Below are 22,612 nucleotides of genomic sequence, written 5' to 3'. Positions count from 1 at the left end.
CCATGGAAGGCGACGAGCGGAAACTGGTAGAGGCACCTGCCCTTGAACAACTCAAGGGTCTGGGGTGGTCTCACCTGGATGGAACAACCCTCGTCCCTGAGAAGTCAAATCACCGCTCATCGCTCAAGGATGTGGTGATCACACCAAACCTTGAGCAGGCAATTCAACGCATCAACCCATGGATCAGCGAAGACAACCTTCGCAAGGTAGTCCGTGAAGTCACCCTGATTCAGACCTCCACTTTGATGGAGGCAAACCAGTGGTTCTGGGAACGCCTCACCCAGTACTTCAGCGTGGATCAGGACCTTGGTAGTGGTCGTCGTGGTCAGACCCTCAAACTGATTGACTTTGACAACCTGGAGAACAACGAGTTCCTCTGCGTTGATCAGTTCAAGATCCAGGGACCATCTCAGAACATCATTCCCGACATCCTGCTATTCGTGAATGGGTTGCCGCTGGGGGTCATTGAGTGCAAGTCGCCCTTCGTGACCGATCCGATGGCAGAGGGGATCAACCAACTGCGTCGGTACGCCAACCTCAGAAATCCAAGCGACACAGAGGGGTGCGAAAAACTCTTCCACTACAACCAGGTCATGATCTCCACCCATCGGGATGGAGCACGGGTTGGGACAATCTCCTCACCTGTTGAGTACTACCTGGAATGGAAGGACCCATACCCCACCGATGCCAAGGAACTGGGGTCCCCTGCCAACGCACAGCAACTCCTGATCCAGGGACTGCTGAAACCGCAGAACTTCCTGGACATCATTCAGAACTTCACGCTCTACGAAACCGAAAGCGGTCGCACGATCAAGAAAATCGCCCGTTACCAGCAGTTCAGGGCAGTTCAGAAAACCATTGAACGCCTCAGAGCACCTGGAGATCGCAAGAGCAAAGGCGGGGTCATCTGGCACACCCAGGGTTCAGGCAAGTCACTCACCATGGTCTTCCTCACCCAGAAGATCCGAAGAGACCCACTGCTACGGGACTACAAACTGGTCTTCCTGACTGATCGCACCCAACTGGACGGGCAACTGACTGCCACCTTCCGCAACGCTCAAGGGGAGTCCGTTCTCAATGCCTCTTCGGTCAGTCACCTCAAGGAACTACTCGCCAGGGATGCTTCTGATCTGGTCACCGCCACGATCCAGAAACTGCAAGAGGGTGACTTCGGGTTTACCTGCCTCAACGACTCAGATCGGATCATCGTGCTGGCGGATGAGGCACACCGCACCCAGTACGGGACCTTGGGTTCTGCCATCAATACCGCTCTGCCAAATGCCCCCAAGATCGCCTTCACGGGCACTCCCCTGATCACCAGCGAGAAGACCACCCAAGAGTTCGGTGGGTACATAGACACCTACACGATTGAGCAAGCGGTTGCTGATGGTGCCACCTGTCAGATTCTCTACGAGGGCAGAGAAGCAACGACCAAGGTCACGGGTGATTCGCTGGATGCCCTGTTTGATCGCTACTTCCAGGACAAGACCCCAGAAGAAAAAACAGCGATAAAGAAAAAGTACGGCACCGAGAAGGCAGTACTGGAAGCACCTCAGCGAGTTGAGTGGGTCGGACTGGATTTGGTTCAGCACTACCGCACCACAATCCTGCCAAATGGTTTCAAGGGAATTCTGGTGACAGGAAGTAGAGAGGTCGCAGTCCTCTACAAGCAAAAACTGGATGCCATCCCAGGAGCACCAGAGTCAGCAGTGGTGATCTCAGGCGACCACAACGACCCACCTCATCTGGCGAAATGGACCAATCCAGCGGATCACAAGAAGGCGATTGAAAACTTCAAAAAACCAATTCACGAACACCCTCTTTCTCTGTTGATCGTCAAAGACATGCTCTTGACGGGGTTTGATGCACCCATCTGTCAGGTGATGTACCTGGACCGCAAACTCACCGACCACACCCTGCTGCAGGCAATCGCACGGGTGAATCGCACCAAGGCAAACAAGCACTGCGGGTACATCGTTGATTACTACGGACTGACCGACTACCTGGCAGAAGCACTTCAGGTGTTCTCCTCAACCGATGTCCAAGGTGCCCTCAAGAACCTGAAGGACGAGATCCCGAAACTTCAATCAGCGCACACCAGGGTCAAGCAACATCTCAAGGGTCTGGACCTCCAGGACATTGATTCCTGCATTGAGGCAATGCAGGACGAACTCAAGCGCCAGCAGTTTGAGGCGGACTTTCGGACCTTTGCCAAGCAGGTGGAGATCGTCCTACCCGATCCGTCTGCAAATCCATTCCTGCCTGATCTGAAGGCACTGGGCAAGGTCGTGATTGGATGCCGTAACCGCTATCGGGATGAGCAACTCAACCTTGTGGGATGTGGTGAGAAAGTCCGTGCCCTCATTGAAGAGAATGTCCGTGCTACAGGAGTGGATCCACGGGTGCCCCCCACCAAACTCTTTGATGTGGAGTTTGAGCAGGTGCTTGCCGCCCAGACCAATGACAGGGCGAAGGCATCCGAGGTGGAACACGCCATCAAGGCACACCTCAAGGTCAAGTTGGACGATGACCCCGAGTACTACCAGTCCCTGTCGCTCCGTTTGGAGGAGATCATCCAGAAGTACCAGAACAAGTGGGAGGAACTGGTCCAGCAACTCCTGCTGTTCCGTGACGGGATGGAGCGTGAGAAGTCCCAGCAGAACGAGGATCTGGGTCTGAGCGAAACCGAAGGTGCCTTCTACAGGTCCCTGATGAAGGCAGTCACCTCAACCACTGAGGTGGATGCGTTGGACGAGGAGACCCATCAGCGGGTGCTGGACCTGACCAAGGAACTGGTGGGCGAGTTCCAGGAGGCAACCCAGATCATCGGGTTCTTTGACAAGTGGGATGAGGTCGCCCGCATCAAGCGGCAGATCAAGCGGTCAATCCTGGATCAACCCTTTGGCGACAAGGACTTGGTGGATGCAGTGACTGAGCGGTTCATGGAACTGGGCAAGAGGCACTTCCGATGACTGCCATCCCAGAAGAGGTCCTGGGTCTGCGGGTGGAGGTGGTCCGCTCCATCAGACGGACCGCTGCACTCCACATCGTCGGCAGTGACCTGCAGGTTCGGATCCCTGAGCACCTGGAGGATGAGCGGGTGGCAGCGATCCTCAAGCAAAAACGACCCTGGATCCGTGGCAAGGTCGCTGAACTGAAGCGGGTTCCACCACACCGCAGCAAGGAACTGGTGAGCGGTGAGTCATTCCCCTATCTGGGAAGGCACTATCGCCTCAAGGTTCAGGAAGGGCATCAGGTGGGCGTGTACCTGTCAGGGGGTTACCTGAAGGCGACCATCCGACCGAGTGAGCATGGTGAGCAGCGGGAGGCACGAATCCAGCAGTACCTCCAGTCCTGGTATCGGACCTCTGCCCTGGAACGCCTGCAGGAGAAGACCAACCGCTACGCCCAGCAGATCGGGGTATCGCCTACAGGGTTATCGGTTCGGAACTTCAGGTCTCGCTGGGGGTCGTGCGACAAGCGTGGTCAGGTGGTCTTCAACTGGAACATCATCAAGGCACCGCACAGCATCGTGGATTATGTGGTGATCCATGAGTTGTGCCACCTGATCCATCCGAATCACTCCAAGGACTTCTGGCAGTTGGTGGGCAGGCACGATACGAACTATAATGAGCACAGGCAGTGGTTAAGGACTCATAGCAAAGACTTAATTACACAGACATAAAGCATTAAAAGCAACAATGAAAGCAATGAGCGACTTGTCGGGACCGATCATCGTTGAAGAGGACGCAACGCATTTCCTTGTCGGCATTCACTACAACGACAGGCACCTAGCGAGAGAGATTGATGGGAGAGCATGGAATGGAGTGAAAAGAAGATGGACATGGGAAAAGAACAGAAAGAATTATGAGAACCTGACGAAGATATTCAAAGAGATAGCAAAACGGTTTGACATATCAGACAAGAACCTGACAGCAGAAAACGAAGAAGGCAAGACAGACTCAAATATTAGCGACGAAGGCGTGGCAGAAGGGGACTGGGGTTTCCTGCCAACAACAGATAACTATTTACTTTTCAATCAACTACTAAGAATAGAAGAAAAACTAGATGGACTACTGGAGCACAAAGAGAACCCCGTAATTAAAGGTGAAGAAAACCAATCAGGACTAGGCAACAAGGAAATAGAGGGAAACAAGACAAAAAGCGATGCCACCGCGCACTTGCAAGCACATGAAATAATCGCTTCAATTACGAGTGACAAAGCATTCAACGAATTAATTTTGAGGGAGGGCGCGAACCAGAGTCCGATACAAAGACTGCACAATAAGATAAGAGATGAGATCAGAAGTTTTAGAGAGGTTGAAGATGAAGAGATTCACGAAGTACTCGCCGCAAGATTTCAGAAACAAAAAAGAGGGTCTTACATCAGGAGGGAACTAGGTCTAGTCCAGTTAACATGGTTTGCACAGGAAGAAAAGTTTTATGCATCGGGCGGCACTGGAGAACCCGATATTTACCAAATGCTTCACCTATTCAACAGTACTCGGGTTGCGGTTGAGAAATACGATCAAAGCAGCGAGGAAATGATCAGGATGCACGCAGTTACATGCCTAGCACTAGGAAGGATAATATGGTCAAGAATCCGAATACGAAGCACAGAGGAAGAAGAAGTAATGATAGAACTACGAAAAATGGGAGAAGACTGACATGGAATTCTTTGACTTCATATTCACAGGGGTCGCTGCATTCGCCATCAAGGTAGCGCCTAAGATCATTAGGAACACGGTTGAGACAATCAAAAGCGAATTACGGGAGATATTTCCCGAATTAAGCAGGACATATTCGCAAGCAAAACGAACAGTCAATGTAACAGCAGAGGAAATCTCCGAAATAGACAAAGAAATCCAGGAAAGAGAAGATTCATTCAGGAGAAGCGGGAACAAAACAGACGAACAAATAATTCAGGACCTAAACAACGAGAAAAACCAGAAATACGAAAAATATCAAGAGGCGCAAGGGCAGTGCATCAGAAACCAATATGAACAAAATCCAGACAACTTCGCAAAGTCAATACTAGAGAGAGGGAATGAGAACAAACTTCTCTATCACACAGGTCTTATCACACTAGAGAAGAAGTGCCCTCAATGTGCAAGATCAATGAGGTTGCAACACAAGACAGTTGAAAACCCAACATTCAGCGATTTCTTCTGGCAATGCATTGGATATTACGCAGGAACTAAATGCAAAACAATTTCATTCAGACCATCGGATATTGAACTGATCAATAGAACAGATATTGAAGAATTAAAAGTAGACAATAAGACATTGACAATAATTGCAAGCACCGAAAGAGAACAGAAACGGATTGATAATCGCATGAAGGAGCACTTAGGAGATACAGATGTAGATGTGCTCTGTCCAGTTCATTTAACGGCGATGGAACTCAGAGAAAAAAGTGGTCCAGACAATATGCCACTACTTGATAGATACCACCTAAGATGCAACCATAGAGGTTGTAGTCAAACCGCTAACTCAACAAGTGCTACTAAGAGCGTTTTGTGGTTTGCGATGTGCTTGGCACTGAATCCTTTATCCCGCAGCATCTCTTGGTAGCGATCGCCGTCCCGAGTGCCTATTTCACGGATGTCCTTCTTGGCAAATTCCTGATCTCCAACTCCCGTCCCGTCCTTCTTCCGCCACAGTGTTTTCTTGTCGTTCAGATACTTCTTGGGATTCTTAACGCGCTTCCTGCCGCTCCTGACTTTATCTTCAAGATCCAGAATGTATTTTTCCCAGTAAACCTCCAGTAGTACTTTCTTTCTGGTTGCTTGACCAGTTGGGTTCTGTGCTGTTAGTCGCAGTTCTTCCTCGTACAACTCTTTTGCAATCTTGCAGGCGTCCCTGATGTTCTCGGGCGTCGCATCTAACCCAGTGCTCCTCCTGGTGTGCTGGTGTCTTTTCTCTCCAGGGCGGAGTGGCGGCAACAAACTTTTCGGCAAGATCCATCGTGCTTGCCAGCGTGGTTTCTTGACTCCCTGCTTTCCCTGCTGGCGTATTTCGATCACGAGGTTCGACGGCACCCCCGATCTGCTGCCGAGCACATCTAGGACGCGCACCGTTGTGCTTCCCGTCTGTGGCGAAGTCGTGGTCGACCCGCCTGTTGGATCCTCCTTTCTTGCCAACAGACGCCCTTTAACTCGCTCCACGAATCTTATCGGAGTTTGTTGGCAAGAACCGTTGGCAAGAAAATGGTAAAACCAGTACTCCGCCCTAAAACCTGTGTGAGGCACTTGTAATTAAGTATCTGATGCAAGGCATATTGCTTGGGGCAATTGCCTTTGAATTTAGTTCGCCCAGTTCGAATCTGGGTGCCGCCTCTTTATTGACCGCGAGAGCTGGTCATTTTTTGCTGGCTTGATCGGTGAGCGCCCTGCAACACTCCAGGCACCCCAGCACAACCGCCCATATCCTGAGGGCACTCCCCCAGAACCGATGAAGCGCCTGCTGCTCCTTGCTCTCACCGCTGCGACCCTGCTGATCGGCACAACCGTCAACGCTTGCGAGAAGCACCTGAACGGCCACCAGAACGGATCCGACACGGATCTGGAAGGCAGCAGGAAGTAGGAGACCCGGCGAACACCGCCCCAGTGCCGATTGGAATGAGGTTCTAGGCAAGAGGGAGGAGCAGGGCGGCGGCGACGGGAACCAACCTTCCGCCCGCTTCCTCAAGCGATGAAGGGTCGAACTCCTCCACCGTGTGAATCCAAGTCAGGACAGCGGGTCTGACGTGAGCAGGCGCAAGAATTAGTCACAAAAAAATCCCTAGCGTGTTCGACTCCGCCAGGGACAGGTCTCCCGTCGCTCATCACGACAAGATAAAGATACTGAGTATTTCTGCTTAGAAACGGTCGTTGTCGTGCAGGGTGTTCATGCGCGCACACCCCGTCCGACGGATCAGTGCCGGGCCTTGGCCTCCCAGAAGTGGCCGTTGTGGTCGCGGGCCTGACACTGCAGGGCGCGGCGCTCCAGCAGGCAGCTCCCCCGGGCCAGTTGGGCCGTCGGCAGGGTCGGTGCTACCCCTTGGTCATCGGCCAGGCTGCTGGCCACGGTGGCCACCTCCAGGCGGATCGGCCAGCGGGGTTGGCATTCGCCATTGGTGTTGCAGCGCATCGTCTGCTGCCCTTCGGCCAGCACACCACCGAAGACCAGGGTCTGGCTGCCGAAGCGCTGGTGGGCCGACGGTTGGATCAGCCGCACGCTCAGCAGACCCTCCATGTTTTGCTCGAGCCGCAGCCGTTGGCAGGTTTGCTGTTGGGCCTGCAGGGGCAACTCCATCCGCCCTTGGAGCAGGGAGCAATCGCGCAGTTTGGTGTCCCAGCGCCCGAACCCTTCCGCCTGCACGGCGCCGTCCAGGCTCAGGACCAGCACCACGGCCAGGCGGGCCGGCAGGCGGTGAATCGGCAGCAGGAGAGGCATCAGCCCAGGGGGTGGCTCAGTAGCCCGAGTCAGCCACGCAGCTGCCCTGGCAGCTGATGCCGTTGCTGGCGGTGCGCCCGCAGTGTTGGCAAAGAATGGGCTCGGGTGCTGGATCGCTTGTGGCCGGGGCCCGGTTGTCGGTGGCGCCTGGGTTGGTGGTGCCAGGGTTGGGGACATCAGGCATCGTGGGGCAGCACCGCAGGCACGGCAGTCCACCATGGCGCATCCGTTGGCTGATGTTGGCGGAGCGGAGGGCTCGGCGCCCGGGATTGGTGTGGGCACCTGGGCCTGGGGGAACCAGTTGCTCTGGGGATACGACCCCAGCCAGGATCCCGTTCTGGAGGCCACATTCCAGCGGGCCGTGGCCTGCGGTCTGCAGGTGTTCGACACCGCCGACTCCTACGGCACTGGCCGTTTCAACGGTCGCAGCGAGGCTTTGTTGGGCCGCTTCAGCGCCGCCCTGCCTCCCCAGCAGCGGGACAGGTTGTGCCTGGCCACCAAGTTGGCCCCCTTCCCCTGGCGGCTCGGGCGGCGCGGCTACCAGCGGGGTTTCGCCGCCTCGAAGCAGCGCCTTGGCGGTCGCATCGACCTGGTGCAGCTCCACTGGAGCACCGCCCGCTATGCGCCCTGGCAGGAGGCCCCCCTGCTCGAGGGCTTGGCCGATCTGGTGGAGCAGGGTGAGGCGGGAGCCCTGGGGGTGTCCAACATGGGTCCGCTGCGGCTGCGGGCTGTGCACCGCCGGCTCGCCGAGCGGGGCGTGGCGCTGAGCAGCCTGCAGGTGCAGCTGTCGTTGCTGGCCCCTGATCCGATCCGGCCCGGCGGCGTGGCCGAGCTGTGCCGCGAGCTGGGCATCCGCCTGATCGCCTATAGCCCCCTGGCCTTGGGGTTGTTGGCCCGGCCGCTGCAGGCCCAGAGCTGGCCGATTGGCCCCCGGGGCGCCCTGTTTCGCCGTCTCGGCCCGGCCCTGGTGGAGCTCCAGGCAGAAATGGGCCGAATCGCCGCCAGCCATGCTGCCAGCTTGTCTGCCGTGGCCCTCAACTGGTGTCGGGCCCACGGCGCCATGCCGATCCCCGGCCTGCGCCGCCCCGACCAGGTGGACGATGCGGCAGCTGCGCTCACTTGGTCACTGTCTGCCGAGGAGCGTGAACGCCTCGACGACCTGGCCCTGGGGCTGGAGGTCGGCATGCCAGCCAACCCCTTCCAGAGCGCTTAGCCGGCTTGGGCGGTTGGATCGAGGGTGAGCACCACGGGCATCGCCTGGGGGCGCACCAGCGGCACCACAGGATTGGCGCCTGGGTCGCCGTGGGCTTCGGCTTCGGCCGCAGCCGCTTCCGGTCCACAGGCGGCGAGCGCCTCCTGCAGCAGGGAGTCGAAGGTGGCGCCGGGCAGCCGGTGGCGGGCCAGCTCAAGAAATGCCCGGGCCAGGGACTCCCCGGCAGCGGCCCGCAGGGCCGGGTTGTTACGCCGGAGCTGCAGTTCGTCCTCAATCGAGCGAATGAAGCGCTCGGTCACGTCCCGCTTGGTGGAGGCCCGGATGCGGGTGTCTTGCTCGGCCTGGGAGAGGAACGGCTGGGCATCGAGCTCCTCCAACCGGCGACCGAGGCTTTCGAGCACCTCACGCGTCTCTTTGGCCACGTGGGCCAGCTGGCCGTCGGAGAGCCGAGGCAGGTCGGCCACGTACACCTTGCCGTGATCCCGCAGGGTGAGGAAGGTGGGCCGTATGCCTCCCCGCTGGGGGGCCGGCACTGGATCGCGCGGTCGCAGGGGGCGGCTTGGGGGAACGGGGCCGGCGGAACTGCGGCGGCGGGTGAGGCGCTGGCCGGAGCCCAGGGATCCCTGGCCTAGCCCGCTTGAAACTCCCGGGCCGGCAGGGCCAGATCCGGTTAAACGTTGTCCGGTTAGGCGTTGTGGTGAACCTGGTGAACCAAGCGGTGAACCAAGCGGTGAACCAAGTGGTGAACCTACTGATTGCGTCATGACGCCTCTCCTGATTTGTCTTCGTTCTGCTCGGCCACCAACCTGCATATCAGGGATGGTGACGGTTCGAGGTCAGCACCCTAGGCAGCAGCGTTGACCTGGCCGGCCCTTGGCCTCCAACGTGAAGCAATTTGCCAGCAGCGGCTTGGGCGCCGCTCAATCTCCGTAAGGCAAGCCCGCCAGGGGTTGGGCGCCAGCACTGCCGCTGGCCACCTCACCCAGTTCCCAGGCGGTGTAGCCGGCTTGCTGGCAGACGGCGAGGGCCTCGGATACGGCGGAGGCAGGCAGCACCAGGCAGAAGCCCACCCCCAGATTGAAGGTGTTCCAGAGATCCGCCTCCGGCACCTCGCCGGCCTCCTGCAGCCAGCTGAACAGGGGGGGGCGCTGCCAGCTGTTGGGGTCGATCACGCCATGCACGCCAGCCGGGAGGCAGCGGGGCAGGTTTTCCGGCAGGCCGCCCCCGGTGATGTGGGCCATGCCGTGGATCGGCAGGCCGTTGGTCAGGAGGGCTTTCACCAGGGCTCCGTAGAGGCGGGTGGGGGTGAGCAGGGCTTGAATCAGGGGCTGATCGCTACCTGGCAACGGGGTGCGTTCGTCCACCGCCTGGGTGTCGAGGATCCGACGCACCAGGCTGAATCCATTGCTGTGCACACCACTGCTCGCCACCGCCACGATGCGGTCGCCGGCAACCACGGCGCGGCCATCGATCACTGCGCTGGCCTCCACCACGGCCACGCAGAAGCCCGCCAGGTCGTAGCGGCCTGGGCCATAGAAACCGGGCATCTCTGCGGTTTCCCCGCCCAGGAGTGCGCAGCCGCTTTGCCGGCAGCCCTCGGCGATGCCTTGCACCACCTCGGCCATGGCCTCAGGGCTGAGTTTGCCGGTGGCGATGTAGTCGAGGAAGAACAGGGGTTCTGCCCCACTGGTGATCACGTCGTTGACGCACATCGCCACCAGGTCGATGCCCACGTCGTGGTGACGGCCGTGGGCCTGGGCCAGTTCGAGCTTGGTGCCGACCCCGTCGGTGCCCGCCACCAGCAGGGGCTCCCGCAGGCCTGCCGGCAGTCGGCAGAAGCCACCGAACCCGCCAAGACCACCCACCACTTCTGGGCGGTGGGTGGCTTCCACGCTGGCGCGGATCCGATCCACAAACGCCCGGCCTGCGACCACGTCCACGCCGGCAGTGCGGTAGTCCATCCCGTCGAAGTCCATCAGGTGCTGCCACCTGATCCTCCAACGCCAGCCGTCCGCCGTCAGCGGGCGACCGACCACGCCCAGCTGATGGACGATTGACAGATTGGCACATGCGGCGATTAGCTGCGCTGATGTCTGTCATTTGGGTCGCTGATGCCGGGGTGGCTTGCTGGCGGTGGCTCAGCCCTGTTAGGGCCTGCGCTGGGGGATTTGATGACAAATTCTGATCGGTTCTTGGGGTGTCGTTTTTGACCGAAACCGCCAGCGACGGCCGTTAGCTTTGCGTCGTAGTCAATTCCCGATAGGAACTCCGAACGCGAATTTGCATCTCAACTCCATTCAGTTTGAGATCAAATCCAACGCTGACGAATCACCGATTGGCCGTAAAGCATTTGTTTTCGGCTGGTGATTGCTGCTCCTGCAGCGGGTTTCGTTTGTTATGCGTCGCACTTTCTCCCTTGGGGCCCTTGCCCTGCTTCTCTCTGGTAGTGCCTTGGTTCCCGCCATCGCCGAATCCAGCCGCGCAGCCACCACCAACGATGCCGTTGCCGTGGCTACGCCGAGCTCAGAGATCCAAGGACCCAGCAATGACGTCGCCATTCGTGAGGCCGACAGCGAATCCGTCCCTCCGGAGACACTGATCAAGCAGGCTCCCTCCACCCCTATTGCTCCGGCCCCGAAGCCAGCACCCCGGGTTGTGCAGGTGAGCCAGGGCACCGCCAGCTGGTATGGCCCTGGCTTCTTTGGCAACCGCACCGCCAACGGCGAAACCTATCGCCCTGGCACCCTCACCGCGGCCCATCGCACCTTGCCCTTCGGCACCCGGGTTCGGGTCACCAACCTCAACAACGGGCGCAACACGGTGGTGCGCATCAACGATCGAGGGCCTTTTGTGGGCAATCGGGTGATCGACCTGGGCCATGGCGCTGCCCAGGAAGTGGGTCTGGTCTCCAGTGGACTTGCTCCAGTGCGACTGGAAGTGCTCCAGTGATCTGAGCTGCTCGGCAGCTCTCCTCCAGCCCATCCGCCAATCTGGCGGATGGGCTTTGTGTTGCCGGCCCGCTGTCTTCCCGTGCAGTTGCTCCACACCCGAGACGATTTGCGCGCCTGGCGGCACGAGCAGGCCGGTTCGGTGCAGTTTGTTCCCACGATGGGGGCTCTGCATGCGGGGCACCAGCAGCTGATCCGGCGGGCGGCGGAGCCTTGGGGTGGTGCTATCTCCCCCGTGCTGGTGAGCGTGTTTGTCAATCCGCTTCAGTTCGGCCCCGGCGAAGATCTCGACGCCTACCCGCGCGACCTCAGTACCGACATCGCGTTGGCCGCTGCCGCAGGCGCCACGGCGTTATTTGCCCCGAGCGTGGCCGAGATTTATCCCCAGGGAGAGGCTGGATTGACCCGGATCAGCCCGCCGCTGGCCCTGCGCCAGGTGTTGTGTGGCCGCAGCCGTCCGGAGCATTTTGAGGGGGTGGCCACCGTGGTGGTGCGCCTGCTGACCCTGGTGCGACCCGACCGGTTGTGGCTTGGCGAGAAGGACTGGCAGCAGCTGGTGATCCTGCGCCGGGTGGTGGCGGATCTGGGCCTATCGCTGCGGATTCAGGGCTGCGCCACCGTGCGCGAGGCCGACGGTCTGGCCTGCAGCTCCCGCAACCGTCGCCTCTCTCCCCCCCAGCGTCAGCAGGCCGCGGCCCTGCCGGCAGCTTTGGCCGCGTTCGCCGACGAGGTGGCGGCCGGCCGTTGTCAGGCCGGGGACGTGACGGCCCGCTTGTCTCGCCAGCTCGAGGCGGCGGGGCTGCTGGTGGATTATGTGGAACTGGTGGCTGCCCATAGCCTGGAGCCGTCGCCGCAGGTGCAGGGCCTGTCTCTGCTGGCCGCGGCGGTGCACTGCGGCCCCAGCCGCCTGATCGATCACGTGTTTCTGATGTCTCGCCAGCCGATCGTTGCCATTGATGGACCGGCGGGGGCGGGCAAGAGCACCGTCACCCGGGCATTCGCCAAGCGGCTGGGGTTGATCTACCTCGATACAGGCGCGATGTACCGGGCTCTCACCTGGTGGGTGCAGCACCAGGGCGCCGACCCGGCTGATGCGGCCGCAGTCGAGCCGCTGCTGGTGGATCTCAATCTGCAGCTGCGCTCCGGCTCCGGTGGCGAGCAGCAGGTGAGCATCAACGGCCACGACGTCACCGCGGCCATTCGCAGCCCGGAGGTCACTGCTCAGGTATCGGTGGTGGCGGCCCATGGTTGCGTGCGCCAGGCGCTCACCGCCCAGCAGCAGGCGATGGGGCGCCAGGGGGGGCTGGTGGCCGAGGGCCGGGACATCGGTACGGCCGTGTTCCCCGATGCGGAACTCAAGGTCTTTCTGACGGCCACGGTGGCCGAGCGAGCCCGTCGTCGTGCCCTGGATCTGGAGCAGCGGGGCTTTGCGGTGCCTCCCCTGGCCGAGCTCGAAGCCCAGATCGCCGAGCGCGACCACCTCGATTCCAGCCGGGAGGTGGCCCCGCTGCGGCAGGCCGACGATGCGGTGGAGCTGGTGACCGACGGCATGGCCATCGAGGCGGTGATCCAGGCCCTGGTGGATCGTTTCCGGGAGCGGGTGCCGGAAGAGGCCTGGCCAACGCCGGCGGCTTAGCGGTCTAGGGCCTGCAGCAATCCAGTGCAGGCATCCTCCAGCAGATCGAGCACCTGCTCAAACCCCTCTTCGCCGCCGTAATAGGGGTCGGGCACCTCGTGGGCGTCAAAGCGGCTGCAGTAGCCCACCAGGGGCTCGATGCGGGCCTGCTGCCCGTGAGCGCCCGCTGCAGCGCAGGAGCGGCCTTCCCGTGCCAGGGCCTGCACGTGGGCAAGGTTGGCGGCATCCATGGTGAGGATGTGATCAAAGCGGTCCAGGTCGCTGAGCTCCAGCTGGCGGGCCCGGCTGGTGAGGGCTATTCCGCGCTGGCTGGCGGCTGCGCGCATGCGTGGATCAGCGGCCTTGCCCACATGCCAGCCCCCCGTTCCGGCTGAATCCACTAGGAAGCGGTCTGCTGCTCCCGCCTGGGTTAGTTGGTGTAGGAACACCCCCTCAGCGGCGGGGGAGCGGCAGATGTTCCCCAGGCAGACGAACAGCACTCGCTTCATTGGGGCTCCAGGCGCGACAGTGCCAACTTCGCGCGCCGCTGAACCACCGGGGGGGTGTCTTCGGTTGCTTCGCTGAGTGTGACCAACCCATTGCGGGCCTGCTGCAACTCTGTGGCGTCTGGGGAAAGCCCCTCGGCGAGGGACTCCAGTCCTACGGCCACCGCGTAGCGCACGACCCATTCACCATCGGCCGTGGCGGCCAGCAGGGCCGCCAGGCAGCGCTGGCGCACCTGGTGCTGCTCTGCTTCAGCCAGGGCGCCCAGCTGCAGCTGGCCCAGACCTTTGGCCGCGGCTCGGCGCACACTGGCGGCCACATCGCTGCCGAGGGCATCTAGCAGCAGCTCTAGCCCGCGCACATCGCCGATGCCGGCGAGGGCGCGCACTGCCCAGGCCCGGGCTCCGTAGTTGTCAGGGTCGAGCTGCAACAGGGCCTCCACGGCTGCTGTCCCCAGGCTGATCAGCCCGTTCACGGCGGCTACTGCCGCGCCGGGGTTGTTGAAGCCCAACACCTCCACCAGGACTGGGGCTGCGCTGGCATCGGCGCAGCTGGCCAGTTCCTGGGTGGCTTGCAGTAGGGCCAGGGCGCTGCCGGCCTGTTGCAGGGCTGCAATTCGGGCTGCCACCGGTGAAACCTGGCTCATAGCAAAAGGTCCATGCAGGCCAGCAGGGCTTCGTCGCCGGGGTCGCCATTGCCCTGTTCCACCAGCCCCCGCAGGGCCATCAATTTCAGACTGTTCTCTGCCCGGGTGGCGGCAATGGCTTTGAATCCGGGCCGCCAGCCGGCGGTGCCTAGATCCATCAGGGCTGCACGACGCACCGGCAGCTGGGGATGGTCAAGTAGGTCCACAAGCAGTTCCCCCCAGCACGCCTCACCGCTCAATTGCAGCAGGGTGCGCGCCGCAGCGCTGCGGATCACGGGGCGCTCGTGGGCAAGAAAGGGTTTCACCACGGCCAGCACCCGCGGCTCGTTGACACCGATGTCGCCCAGGGCTTTCAGGAGGGCTTCACAGGGTTCCACTAGACGGGTGCTGTTGGCCTGCTGGGCGCCGGCCACGGTGGGGCCGCTGGCTAGCCTCTGGCAGAGAGCCTCAATGGCCTCGCTCGCAGCGAGTTCGCCTAGGGCCCGGGCTGCTGCTTCTCGCAATTTGTCGTCGGCATCCTGCAGGGTGTCGAGTAGGTCGGGGATGGCCGCTTGCGCTGCTGGAGCCAGTTTGCCGAGGGCGCGGGCGGCATTGCGGGCTACTGCGTTCTCCTCAACGCCGGCCCCGCTATCCCTGGGCCGGCGCTGGCGTAGGGCTTGTTGCAACAGGGGCACCGCCTCCGGGTGCTGGCTGCGCATCCGGCCTAGCCACCAGGCTCCGTAGTACTGCTGGGAGGAGTCTTCGCTCTGGCGGAGCCGGCGCAGGGCTTCCTGCTCACTGATGGGTTCGCCTGCTTGGGGGGGCCTGGCGTCGGCTTCGGCCATGGGTGCTGTTGCGTGACGCGGACACCTAGTGATGTTGCCAGCCCAGGGCTGGTTCCAAATTTCAGCTTGGGCATGATTCCGGCAGGTCCGCTGAGGGCTGGCTCTGAATGAGTGAGAGCTAGCCGCAGTACTAATGCTCATGGCGGGCCAATTACTAAGGTCGTGAACTCTTCGCAAAGGGGCAAACCAATCCAGGGCGCCCCCTCTAAGTTGCTGCCCATAGACCTGTTCCTCAGACTGGCACCTATGGCTGTTGCGCTCGCCTCCCAACTGCGTGAAGGCACCAAAAAAGCCCACACGATGGCGGAGAACACCGGCTTCGTGAGCTGCTTCCTCAAGGGGGTGGTGGACAAAGCCAGCTACCGCACCTTGGTGGCCGACCTCTATTTCGTGTATTCAGCGATGGAGGAGGAGTTCGGCAAGCTCAAGGACCACCCGGTGGTGGGTCCGGTGGCTTTTGTCGAGCTCAACCGTCGCGAGAGCCTTGAGCAGGATCTGGCCTTCTATTTCGGCCCGGATTGGCGCAGCGCAGTCAAGCCCACCCCTGGAGCCCAGCAGTACGTCGAGCGCCTGCACCAGGTGGCGCGGGAGTGTCCGGAGCTGCTGGTGGGCCACCACTACACCCGCTACATCGGCGATCTCTCCGGCGGCCAGATCCTCAAGAACATCGCCCAGAAGGCGATGAACCTGGGTGAACACGACGGCCTGCGCTTCTACGAATTCGTCGCGATCCCCGACGAGAAGGCCTTCAAGACCAACTACCGCGCCACCCTGGATGCCCTGCCGATCGACCAGGTCATGGCCGATCGCATTGTCGAGGAGGCGAACCACGCCTTCCACCTCAACATGACGATGTTCCAGGAGCTGGAGGGCAACCTGATCGCCGCCATCGGCAAGGTGTTGTTCGGCTTCCTCACCCGCCGTCAGCGCGCTGGCAGCACGGAAGTGGCGGCGGCCTGAGGCTTGGCGGCGGTTGGACCGGACCCATCAGTCCTCGATTAAATCAACGCTCACCAGCCGGGTGAGGCCTCCAGTGGTGGCCGGGTCGATGGTGCCTGGCTTGAAGTTGGCCTGAAACCACCACTGGCGACCATCCTTGCTGCGCCGCTCCACACGGAAGTTGTCCAGTCCCTGCTCCCGCAGTGCCAGTTGCAAAGCATCTCCGCTGCAGCCGGCGCAAGTGACGGAAAGTGGCGGTAGCCCAGGCACTTCAACGCAATAGACGGGCATGGGCTTACGGCGACAGCTCAGGTTGCCATAGGAACCGAGTAGGGCTCAGGGAGCGTCATCCGTAGCGATGACAACGCAACCCCCCATCCGGCAGGCCTAGGGTTGCAAAACTTCACGATTTGGCTTCGCGGGATGACTTCTACCCCTGATCTGGCCTCGCTTTATCAGTTGCTGTCTCTCCAAGAGCGCCCGATCCTGCCCTCGGGCGAGCGTCGCGCAATCCTGGGTTGTGGCTACGTAGGCGAAGCGGTTGCCAAATCCTGGAAGCAGGAAGGGCATGCACTCTGGGGCACCACAACCCGGCGTGAACGCTTGGCAGAGCTGGCTGACCTAGTCGAGAATCCGTTGGTTTTTGATTCAACGGATCCCTCCAGCAGCCTGGACTTCGCGGCAGATCTCGACGGCATCTTGGTGTCCTTCGCTCCGTCAAAGAGTTCCAGTGTTGAGCTGAACCAATACGAGCAGACCTTTCTTGGCGGCCTGCAACGGCTGATCGAAACGCTTAGCCGTCGGCCTGTCAGCTCGCCACTGCAACTTGTTCACCTGAGCAGCTGTGGCGTGTATGGCAACCGGCAGGGAGCGCTCACACGTGAGAGCGATCCAACTGATTCAAATCATCCAGTGAACTCCGTGCTCGTGAGGGCAGAGCAGATGATTGCGTCGGTCCGCACCGAATCGATCAAGGTCTGCGTGTTGCGCCTCGGTGGCATATATGGGCCTGGACGCGATATTCCGGGCATGTTGCTTAGTGCAGCTGGCAGCTTAGTGCAGCGTAATGGCTTGAATGTGCCGTGCTGGATTCACCGCGATGACATCGTTCGAGGTATCAAATTCGCCTTTGACCAAGGCCTGAATGACACATATAACCTGGTCAATGACACCCAGTACAACGGTCAGGAGCTCACAGATCGGTTGTGCGAGCGCGCTGGCCTGCCACTGGCAAAGTGGTTGACCAGAGACACCAGCGATCGAATCCTTAATGCGCGGGTGAGTAATGAGAAGCTTAAGCAGCTTGGCTTCAGCCTTTCTCATCCATGCATGGTGGGCTGATAGCGACGTTCTATCCAGGCCAGTAGATTGTAATTGGCATCGAACTCCATTGTCAGATGCACAAAGCTTTGACGATCTAGTACGCAGCCGAAGTGGAGGTCAAATGATTGCTTTGGCAAACTCTCAGGAAGGCTGCAGATTAAATTATCTTCAAATAGCCCATTTGCTTCATTCTTAATAAACCATTCGCTACAGAATGGCGCCAACCGCTGTTTTGAAATCGCAATTCTAGAACTGAATCCGGGTCTGATCACTGATTCCACTCCTTGCCAGCCAAAGACGGTCTCGAATACCGCCTCCAACGATTGAAACTGAGCGCGTTCCGGGTCAGGACTAGTGCGTTGGCAGCGGAAGGGTGTGGCGGCGATTGAGTCCAGCAGCATCTCTCCATCCGGTTGTTGCTGGTAAAGCGCAACCAGCATCGAACGACTGCGGCCGCTGAAGAAGTTCACTTCATGCCCAGCACGCGTGCAGCTGCCTGCCATTTGCAGGCTCGACTGACCTGCAGTCTGCGGAAAATGCCAGCAGTTGTGGCTGAGGTTGTAGTTGTGCCGATATAGGGGGAAGCGGCGTTCTCCACCCGGTGCGAATCGAAGGCCTGTTCCATGCCATTCACCCGTATGCGCATCCGAGAAGCGGATGGCGTAATGCGAGGCCTCCGGGTTGACGGTGCCCTGCTTCATATTCATGCCGTCGCTGTTGCGGCCGTACCAGGTGGTTGTTCCTTGCCAGTCGCCATCAAAGCTGGCGCGCATGAGGTTCCATTGGCGATCAGCTGCGGCTTTGGCGTGGATGTCTAAATCTTCCATTGTCTTTAGTTTGGTAGTCGGGTTTTCCAGAATCGTTGTTTCGTGATCAGAGGTCCGAGGCGAAAAGTTTATGGGGCTCTCAGGCCATTATCCGCTGGCGAAAGATCCTTGGGGCTGGGGTGTGCCTTAATCCACTTCGCTGCCAAGGCCGACCCTAAATATTTCTTAATCAATCGAGCGAGTGCAGCTGCAAGCGTTTGTTGGCCTATGGTGATGTGCTGCCTCATGATCGCCAAGCCATGTCCAAGGTAGGTGTTCTCCTGCTGAACCTCGGGGGTCCGGAGCGCATCCAGGATGTCGGCCCTTTTCTCTACAACCTGTTCTCGGACCCCGAGATCATCCGGCTACCCAACCCAGCTCTGCAGAAACCTCTGGCTTGGCTGATCAGCAGTCTGCGGGCGAGAAAGTCGCAGGAGGCTTATCGCTCTATCGGCGGGGGCTCGCCACTGCGGCGAATCACTGAGCAGCAGGCGCGGGAGCTGCAGAGTGCCCTGCGTCTGCTTGGGATCGAGGCCACCAGCTACGTGGCGATGCGCTACTGGCACCCCTTCACCGAATCGGCGGTGGCAGATATTAAAGCCGACGCTGTGGATGAGGTGGTGGTGCTGCCTCTTTATCCCCATTTCTCGATTAGCACCAGCGGTTCCAGTTTCAGGGAGCTTCAGCGTCTTCGTCAGGCTGATCCTGTCTTCGCAGCGTTGCCGATTCGATGCATCCGCAGCTACCACGATGACCTGGGCTATATCGACGCCATGGCCGGGCTGATCGCCCGCGAGATCCAGGCCTGCCCAGATCCAGATACCGCCCACGTGTTCTTCAGTGCCCACGGTGTTCCTAAAAGCTACGTGGAGGAAGCGGGCGATCCCTACCAAGGGGAGATCGAAACCTGCGCCCGGTTGATCATTGAGAAGTTGGAGGCCACATTGGGCCACAGCAACTCTTTCACCCTCGCTTACCAGAGCCGGGTGGGCCCTGTGGAGTGGCTCCAGCCCTACACCGACGAGGCATTGGAGGAGCTAGGACGGCAGGGTGTGAAGGATCTGGTAGTTGTGCCGATCAGTTTTGTGAGCGAGCACATCGAGACCCTCGAAGAGGTCGACATCGAGTATCGCAAGCTGGCTTTCGAATCGGGCATCACCAACTTTCGGCGTGTGCCGGCGCTTGACACCAACCCTGCGTTCATCCAGGGGCTTGCGCGACTCGTCCAGCAGGCCCTGGATGGACCCGAAGTGAATCTTGACCAGGCGGCGGCTTTGCCCAGCACTGTGAAGCTCTACCCCCAAGACAAGTGGGCTTGGGGCTGGAACAACAGCTCAGAAGTGTGGAATGGCCGCTTAGCTATGGTCGGATTCTCCGCTTTTCTAGTGGAGCTGATCAGTGGAAGTGGGCCTCTTCATGCCATAGGTCTGCTTTGATCTCCTTTTTGCTAGGGATAGTGTCTGTCCAGATCAAACAACACCTCATGAATATATGTCTCGGTCCACTCTGCACCGTGAAAGCGGCTGAGCATCCCCCTTGCTGGATCTTTCTCTGCCCGGTAGCTGGTGTAGCGCCTTTGGCCATTGAGCAATATCGCTGAGCGATCGTCTGCTACGGGGGGCGCTTCATCCACGAGCTGTAAATAAAGCTTTAAATACTCAGCAAAGGCTTGAAATATAACGGTGCTGATCAGCTCATCGGAGGCTACGCCCAAAGGCAGACGGGTCCAGAGAAATGCAGGCGAAAAGTAAGGTTCTGCCTCAGCAGGAATGGGCCCGCCATCGGGTAAGTGAGGTTTCCAGCTGTTAAAAATTGGGAGCAAGCGATCCCAGACAGGTTGGGTATGGAGGGAATCGCTGCGGTCAACCGGCTGCAGGTCAAGGGCTAGCAGATGGCCTGAGGGCAGCGTGACCAAATCGGCTCCGAAGAAAGGCAGATCAAAGCGGCAGTTGGGATTGATGACTAGGTTCAGCACGGACGCTGCTGGCCCCGCCTCCACGCAAGCGGCCCTCACCTGGCGAAGCTTGTTGGTTTGACAGGCCCAGGTTGCAGTTTGCACAACTACCGGCTGTGCCTTCGAACCGGTGGATCCGGTTTTTTGCAGAAACTGCTCCGGCACGGGGTAGGCGGCTGGCTCCAATGCCTGAAGCATTTTGACTGCATGATCAAGAAAGGGCTGCCAACGCCAACCGGGGATTCTGACCTGGTTAAGGCTGCAGCTTTGCGGTGCTGTCATTGCTGCGGGCTAGATGGGAAGAGGAACTCGTGCAGAAAGCGATCCGACCAAGCCTTGCCGAAGTGGCTGCTAAACAGGCCGTGAGCCGGATCTCTTTCGGCGCTATAGACATCGTATGCCTCCTGCAGGGTTTTCACCTTTTCTGCTGTAACAATGGAAGTGCGTTGGCCGGCTTCGGCGCTGAGCTGCCAGTAGCAGTCGAGAAAGGCAGTGAAAGCTCTGGGCAACGATTCCTGCGCCTCCTCAGCTCCTCCACGGCAGAACAGCAGCCATGGCGAGAAATATTGGTTTGGATCAAATGAGCGCATGGCCTCAGCACCGTGAAGATCCGGGTGGCGAGAAATAAGTTCTTTTAGGCCTCGATAATAGGTGTCAAGATAATTTTGATCCTGCAGTAGTGGCTGAAAATCAAGCACTGCGACCAGCTTGCCGCGGGTGCCGAACCAAAGGAGATCGATTCCCATCAGGGGCTGATCGTTGTTGTATTCGGGATAGGCCACCGAATTCAACACTTGCAGGCTGTCCCCCGCGTCCATCCTGGTCACCCGCCAGCGTCGGAACCCAGGCACCTGCCAGAGCCAGCTTTGGATCACGCTCTGCCTCTTCGGGGAGCGACATTCAGCTAGCCCATCGGGTGGGGCAATGGGCTGCGCTCCAGACCTTTCCAGCCTGCTATTGAGCTCTTGCAAAAAAGGGTCAAACATCTCGGAGCGCTCAGGAGCAGGGTGGGTTAACGGAAACCGGCGGCCATGGAATCGGCGCTTTCCCGAAGCGACTGCAGAGTTGCGTCGGAGGGGCAACGAAGCTCCGTGCAGTAGGTGGTCATCGACACACCATCGAGACACTGCACTGAGCTCACCCGCATTCGCACCTGATCCGTGACGAACCAGCAGCGCTCCGTGCCGACATTGCTGTCGTAGCGCGTGGTAACGGTCATGACGCCATCGGTGGAAAAGGTGTATTGACTGAGGACGGGCTGCTTCTCCACGTAGCCCTTGTCACGGACGAGGAAACCCTGAGAGGGATCTGCTGCGAGAGGGATATCTATTAATACTGCCGCTTGATCTTCTGTTCTGGCTAGGGGCTTTAGATTGCTTTCCCACCAGAAACGAGCCCCTCCTGCTGCTAAGTGAGGGTTGATATTGAGAGCTAGGCATATCTGTGTGACGGCTGGATCCCCAGCGGAGAAGGGCTCGATAACAAGATTGGAATCGCCGAATTCATCATCTTGGTGGTCGAGGTGGTGCACAGCCCGTCGCGTCAGCCAGGACCCTCGACTGGCCGCCAAGAACTGGTCCATCGTTCGGGCTGGGTCCACGGGTGCCACGGGCGTGTGAGGGGGATAGGGGTTAGTCCTGCTCGGACTTCTGGGACTCAAGTTGAGCCAGAATTGCTTCTAGCTTCTGCAGCTCGGGATGCTGAGCCAGGGTGAATTCCACTTGCTTCTGAGGGAGCTTCAGTCTTTGCCCCATGCCGATCACATCTTTGATCAGTCGATCGCGGTAGGCCGCCAGCTGATCAATCGACTCCTGCAACTCCTGCCGACTCGGATCGGATGCGTTGAGTGCAGACGTGTCGGCGCGAGCGGTGGTGCCGTCGGACATGGGTTGCGTAGCGCGAAGGTCAGCATACGCAGTCGACCGCTGCGATTCACCAAACCGGCTGCGCCGTTCACCAGGGCTGCTTGGTTGTGGCGGATCGTCCTCAGCAGGGCGGCCGAGGTGAGTGGTTCGTCATGGCGGCGTCGTGGGCACCGGCATTCCAAAGGTCAGCCTCCTCAAATGGGATTCGCTTGGCCGATGTTTGGACGATGTTGGTGAACAGGCGCAGAGCGGCATCAAGCTGGCAAAGCCGCTTCAGCGGCTGGGCTCTTTGTAGCCGGCGGCGCCCCAACATGCGCTGCACCCGGGCTCCACTGCAGCAGCAATGCCTTGAGAACCGGTCGAATCTCCAGGTGACCATGGTTTCAATTGCCACCACAAGCGTGGGCAACACCGCCGCCAGGCGTTTGCCGCAGCGATGGTCGCTGGCCTCCCACAGGGTCTCCTGGAGTCGCATCACTCGGGGCCCCAGCGCCTCCGGCCGGTAGCAGCCGCAGCCCCGATTTGCCCTGATACCCGC

26 protein-coding genes are annotated in these 22,612 nt (G+C 59.8%); 11 read left to right on the top strand and 15 right to left on the bottom strand.

Translation table 11 applies throughout. The features are described 5' to 3' along the window. Positions 1 to 2 precede the first annotated feature (2 nt). The 4 genes from KBY65_RS10205 to KBY65_RS10190 are packed head-to-tail and all read left to right on the top strand — an operon-like array spanning position 3 to position 5,574. Positions 3 to 2,972: a type I restriction endonuclease subunit R gene (locus KBY65_RS10205; protein ID WP_255001518.1), complete on the top strand. Its 2,970-nt coding sequence runs from the start codon at positions 3 to 5 to the stop codon at positions 2,970 to 2,972. Then, positions 2,969 to 3,685, top strand: a complete 717-nt coding sequence (locus KBY65_RS10200; RefSeq protein ID WP_255001517.1) for a M48 family metallopeptidase — start codon at positions 2,969 to 2,971, stop codon at positions 3,683 to 3,685. Before KBY65_RS10205 ends, KBY65_RS10200 begins: the two co-directional genes overlap by 4 nt. A gap of 25 nt (positions 3,686 to 3,710) precedes the next feature. After that, on the top strand, positions 3,711 to 4,667 hold the full coding sequence (locus KBY65_RS10195) for a hypothetical protein (protein ID WP_255001516.1): 957 nt from the start codon (positions 3,711 to 3,713) through the stop codon (positions 4,665 to 4,667). Position 4,668: 1 nt separating this feature from the next. Then, positions 4,669 to 5,574: a hypothetical protein gene (locus tag KBY65_RS10190; protein ID WP_255001515.1), complete on the top strand. Its 906-nt coding sequence runs from the start codon at positions 4,669 to 4,671 to the stop codon at positions 5,572 to 5,574. Here the strand turns inward: KBY65_RS10190 and KBY65_RS10185 are convergent. Beyond that, on the bottom strand, positions 5,481 to 6,077 hold the full coding sequence (locus KBY65_RS10185) for a hypothetical protein (protein WP_255001514.1): 597 nt from the start codon (positions 6,075 to 6,077) through the stop codon (positions 5,481 to 5,483). The genes KBY65_RS10190 and KBY65_RS10185 overlap by 94 nt on opposite strands. Before the next feature lie 376 nt (positions 6,078 to 6,453). Between KBY65_RS10185 and KBY65_RS10180 the strand changes: the two genes are divergently transcribed. Further along, a complete protein-coding gene (locus KBY65_RS10180) occupies positions 6,454 to 6,585 on the top strand; it encodes a hypothetical protein (protein ID WP_254987910.1) in 132 nt (43 codons plus the stop codon). A gap of 330 nt (positions 6,586 to 6,915) precedes the next feature. Here the strand turns inward: KBY65_RS10180 and KBY65_RS10175 are convergent, their stop codons facing one another. Continuing rightward, positions 6,916 to 7,437, bottom strand: coding sequence for a hypothetical protein (locus KBY65_RS10175; RefSeq protein WP_255001513.1), 522 nt, complete (start codon positions 7,435 to 7,437; stop codon positions 6,916 to 6,918). 16 nt (positions 7,438 to 7,453) lie between these two features. Continuing rightward, positions 7,454 to 7,621: a hypothetical protein gene (locus tag KBY65_RS10170; RefSeq protein ID WP_158217045.1), complete on the bottom strand. Its 168-nt coding sequence runs from the start codon at positions 7,619 to 7,621 to the stop codon at positions 7,454 to 7,456. A gap of 45 nt (positions 7,622 to 7,666) precedes the next feature. Between KBY65_RS10170 and KBY65_RS10165 the strand changes: the two genes are divergently transcribed. Beyond that, positions 7,667 to 8,650 carry an aldo/keto reductase gene (locus tag KBY65_RS10165; RefSeq protein WP_255001512.1) on the top strand — a complete coding sequence of 328 codons (984 nt, stop codon included), beginning with the start codon at positions 7,667 to 7,669 and terminating at the stop codon, positions 8,648 to 8,650. Here KBY65_RS10165 and KBY65_RS10160 read toward each other — a convergent pair. Together KBY65_RS10160 and purM are read right to left on the bottom strand one after the other, a co-directional pair. Beyond that, positions 8,647 to 9,267, bottom strand: coding sequence for a hypothetical protein (locus KBY65_RS10160; RefSeq protein WP_255001538.1), 621 nt, complete (start codon positions 9,265 to 9,267; stop codon positions 8,647 to 8,649). The two genes, KBY65_RS10165 and KBY65_RS10160, sit on opposite strands and share 4 nt — an antisense overlap. A gap of 303 nt (positions 9,268 to 9,570) precedes the next feature. Continuing rightward, positions 9,571 to 10,611: a phosphoribosylformylglycinamidine cyclo-ligase gene (gene purM / locus KBY65_RS10155; RefSeq protein ID WP_254987959.1), complete on the bottom strand. Its 1,041-nt coding sequence runs from the start codon at positions 10,609 to 10,611 to the stop codon at positions 9,571 to 9,573. Positions 10,612 to 11,047: 436 nt separating this feature from the next. On the opposite strand from purM, the gene KBY65_RS10150 reads away from it, so the two are divergent. Together KBY65_RS10150 and KBY65_RS10145 are read left to right on the top strand one after the other, a co-directional pair. Then, positions 11,048 to 11,599, top strand: a complete 552-nt coding sequence (locus tag KBY65_RS10150) for a septal ring lytic transglycosylase RlpA family protein (protein WP_255001510.1) — start codon at positions 11,048 to 11,050, stop codon at positions 11,597 to 11,599. A gap of 48 nt (positions 11,600 to 11,647) precedes the next feature. Beyond that, positions 11,648 to 13,234, top strand: a complete 1,587-nt coding sequence (locus tag KBY65_RS10145) for a bifunctional pantoate--beta-alanine ligase/(d)CMP kinase (protein ID WP_255001509.1) — start codon at positions 11,648 to 11,650, stop codon at positions 13,232 to 13,234. Here the strand turns inward: KBY65_RS10145 and KBY65_RS10140 are convergent. The 3 genes from KBY65_RS10140 to KBY65_RS10130 are packed head-to-tail and all read right to left on the bottom strand — an operon-like array spanning position 13,231 to position 15,187. Beyond that, a complete protein-coding gene (locus tag KBY65_RS10140) occupies positions 13,231 to 13,722 on the bottom strand; it encodes a low molecular weight protein-tyrosine-phosphatase (RefSeq protein WP_094560009.1) in 492 nt (163 codons plus the stop codon). The two genes, KBY65_RS10145 and KBY65_RS10140, sit on opposite strands and share 4 nt — an antisense overlap. Then, complete coding sequence (locus KBY65_RS10135) at positions 13,719 to 14,345, bottom strand: HEAT repeat domain-containing protein (RefSeq protein WP_254987904.1); 627 nt, start codon at positions 14,343 to 14,345, stop codon at positions 13,719 to 13,721. The genes KBY65_RS10140 and KBY65_RS10135 overlap by 4 nt, the downstream gene beginning before the upstream one ends. 14 nt (positions 14,346 to 14,359) lie before the next feature. Further along, on the bottom strand, positions 14,360 to 15,187 hold the full coding sequence (locus KBY65_RS10130) for a HEAT repeat domain-containing protein (RefSeq protein WP_094560007.1): 828 nt from the start codon (positions 15,185 to 15,187) through the stop codon (positions 14,360 to 14,362). A gap of 246 nt (positions 15,188 to 15,433) precedes the next feature. Between KBY65_RS10130 and KBY65_RS10125 the strand changes: the two genes are divergently transcribed. Then, complete coding sequence (locus tag KBY65_RS10125; protein WP_255001507.1) at positions 15,434 to 16,147, top strand: heme oxygenase (biliverdin-producing); 714 nt, start codon at positions 15,434 to 15,436, stop codon at positions 16,145 to 16,147. 27 nt (positions 16,148 to 16,174) lie between these two features. Here the strand turns inward: KBY65_RS10125 and KBY65_RS10120 are convergent, their stop codons facing one another. Beyond that, positions 16,175 to 16,342 (bottom strand): hypothetical protein, encoded by a 168-nt coding sequence (locus tag KBY65_RS10120; protein WP_158217044.1) that lies wholly within the window; start codon positions 16,340 to 16,342, stop codon positions 16,175 to 16,177. Between the two features lie 207 nt (positions 16,343 to 16,549). Between KBY65_RS10120 and KBY65_RS10115 the strand changes: the two genes are divergently transcribed. Further along, positions 16,550 to 17,467, top strand: coding sequence for an NAD-dependent epimerase/dehydratase family protein (locus KBY65_RS10115; protein WP_143592861.1), 918 nt, complete (start codon positions 16,550 to 16,552; stop codon positions 17,465 to 17,467). Here the strand turns inward: KBY65_RS10115 and KBY65_RS10110 are convergent. Then, positions 17,446 to 18,276: a hypothetical protein gene (locus KBY65_RS10110; RefSeq protein ID WP_255001506.1), complete on the bottom strand. Its 831-nt coding sequence runs from the start codon at positions 18,274 to 18,276 to the stop codon at positions 17,446 to 17,448. The two genes, KBY65_RS10115 and KBY65_RS10110, sit on opposite strands and share 22 nt — an antisense overlap. Before the next feature lie 239 nt (positions 18,277 to 18,515). Here KBY65_RS10110 and hemH point away from each other — a divergent pair, with 239 nt between their 5' ends. Continuing rightward, complete coding sequence (hemH, locus tag KBY65_RS10105) at positions 18,516 to 19,691, top strand: ferrochelatase (RefSeq protein ID WP_255001505.1); 1,176 nt, start codon at positions 18,516 to 18,518, stop codon at positions 19,689 to 19,691. Positions 19,692 to 19,702: 11 nt separating this feature from the next. On the opposite strand, the gene KBY65_RS10100 is transcribed toward hemH, so the two are convergent. From KBY65_RS10100 to KBY65_RS10080, 5 genes are all read right to left on the bottom strand, one after another. Beyond that, on the bottom strand, positions 19,703 to 20,491 hold the full coding sequence (locus tag KBY65_RS10100; RefSeq protein WP_094560004.1) for a phycoerythrobilin:ferredoxin oxidoreductase: 789 nt from the start codon (positions 20,489 to 20,491) through the stop codon (positions 19,703 to 19,705). Next, positions 20,488 to 21,195 (bottom strand): 15,16-dihydrobiliverdin:ferredoxin oxidoreductase, encoded by a 708-nt coding sequence (locus tag KBY65_RS10095; RefSeq protein WP_094560003.1) that lies wholly within the window; start codon positions 21,193 to 21,195, stop codon positions 20,488 to 20,490. The genes KBY65_RS10100 and KBY65_RS10095 overlap by 4 nt, the downstream gene beginning before the upstream one ends. Before the next feature lie 26 nt (positions 21,196 to 21,221). Next, a complete protein-coding gene (locus tag KBY65_RS10090) occupies positions 21,222 to 21,791 on the bottom strand; it encodes a phycobiliprotein lyase (protein WP_255001504.1) in 570 nt (189 codons plus the stop codon). A 49-nt stretch (positions 21,792 to 21,840) separates the two neighbouring features. Then, positions 21,841 to 22,095: a hypothetical protein gene (locus tag KBY65_RS10085; protein ID WP_094560001.1), complete on the bottom strand. Its 255-nt coding sequence runs from the start codon at positions 22,093 to 22,095 to the stop codon at positions 21,841 to 21,843. 100 nt (positions 22,096 to 22,195) lie between these two features. Continuing rightward, positions 22,196 to 22,549, bottom strand: coding sequence for a hypothetical protein (locus KBY65_RS10080; RefSeq protein ID WP_255001503.1), 354 nt, complete (start codon positions 22,547 to 22,549; stop codon positions 22,196 to 22,198). Positions 22,550 to 22,612 lie beyond the last annotated feature (63 nt).

The sequence above is a fragment of the Cyanobium sp. Alchichica 3B3-8F6 genome (assembly GCF_024346435.1).
In the GTDB taxonomy this organism is placed as follows: Bacteria; Cyanobacteriota; Cyanobacteriia; order PCC-6307; family Cyanobiaceae; genus Cyanobium_A.
This window is presented reverse-complemented; position numbering and strand designations above follow the sequence as displayed.

Excerpts from the sequence above, each read along its gene's own strand:
- KBY65_RS10180 (WP_254987910.1), top strand. The coding sequence starts at position 6,454 with ATGAAGCGCCTGCTGCTCCTTGCTCTCACCGCTGCGACCCTGCTGATC.
- KBY65_RS10195 (WP_255001516.1), top strand. The coding sequence starts at position 3,711 with ATGAGCGACTTGTCGGGACCGATCATCGTTGAAGAGGACGCAACGCAT.
- KBY65_RS10125 (WP_255001507.1), top strand. The coding sequence starts at position 15,434 with ATGGCTGTTGCGCTCGCCTCCCAACTGCGTGAAGGCACCAAAAAAGCC.
- KBY65_RS10205 (WP_255001518.1), top strand. The coding sequence starts at position 3 with ATGGAAGGCGACGAGCGGAAACTGGTAGAGGCACCTGCCCTTGAACAA.
- KBY65_RS10200 (WP_255001517.1), top strand. The coding sequence starts at position 2,969 with ATGACTGCCATCCCAGAAGAGGTCCTGGGTCTGCGGGTGGAGGTGGTC.
- KBY65_RS10100 (WP_094560004.1), bottom strand. The coding sequence starts at position 20,491 with ATGACAGCACCGCAAAGCTGCAGCCTTAACCAGGTCAGAATCCCCGGT.
- KBY65_RS10170 (WP_158217045.1), bottom strand. The coding sequence starts at position 7,621 with ATGCCTGATGTCCCCAACCCTGGCACCACCAACCCAGGCGCCACCGAC.
- KBY65_RS10090 (WP_255001504.1), bottom strand. The coding sequence starts at position 21,791 with ATGGACCAGTTCTTGGCGGCCAGTCGAGGGTCCTGGCTGACGCGACGG.
- KBY65_RS10095 (WP_094560003.1), bottom strand. The coding sequence starts at position 21,195 with ATGTTTGACCCTTTTTTGCAAGAGCTCAATAGCAGGCTGGAAAGGTCT.
- KBY65_RS10110 (WP_255001506.1), bottom strand. The coding sequence starts at position 18,276 with ATGGAAGATTTAGACATCCACGCCAAAGCCGCAGCTGATCGCCAATGG.
- KBY65_RS10085 (WP_094560001.1), bottom strand. The coding sequence starts at position 22,095 with ATGTCCGACGGCACCACCGCTCGCGCCGACACGTCTGCACTCAACGCA.
- KBY65_RS10150 (WP_255001510.1), top strand. The coding sequence starts at position 11,048 with ATGCGTCGCACTTTCTCCCTTGGGGCCCTTGCCCTGCTTCTCTCTGGT.
- purM (WP_254987959.1), bottom strand. The coding sequence starts at position 10,611 with ATGGACTACCGCACTGCCGGCGTGGACGTGGTCGCAGGCCGGGCGTTT.
- hemH (WP_255001505.1), top strand. The coding sequence starts at position 18,516 with ATGTCCAAGGTAGGTGTTCTCCTGCTGAACCTCGGGGGTCCGGAGCGC.
- KBY65_RS10145 (WP_255001509.1), top strand. The coding sequence starts at position 11,648 with ATGGGCTTTGTGTTGCCGGCCCGCTGTCTTCCCGTGCAGTTGCTCCAC.
- KBY65_RS10140 (WP_094560009.1), bottom strand. The coding sequence starts at position 13,722 with ATGAAGCGAGTGCTGTTCGTCTGCCTGGGGAACATCTGCCGCTCCCCC.
- KBY65_RS10190 (WP_255001515.1), top strand. The coding sequence starts at position 4,669 with ATGGAATTCTTTGACTTCATATTCACAGGGGTCGCTGCATTCGCCATC.
- KBY65_RS10130 (WP_094560007.1), bottom strand. The coding sequence starts at position 15,187 with ATGGCCGAAGCCGACGCCAGGCCCCCCCAAGCAGGCGAACCCATCAGT.
- KBY65_RS10080 (WP_255001503.1), bottom strand. The coding sequence starts at position 22,549 with ATGCGACTCCAGGAGACCCTGTGGGAGGCCAGCGACCATCGCTGCGGC.
- KBY65_RS10175 (WP_255001513.1), bottom strand. The coding sequence starts at position 7,437 with ATGCCTCTCCTGCTGCCGATTCACCGCCTGCCGGCCCGCCTGGCCGTG.
- KBY65_RS10115 (WP_143592861.1), top strand. The coding sequence starts at position 16,550 with ATGACTTCTACCCCTGATCTGGCCTCGCTTTATCAGTTGCTGTCTCTC.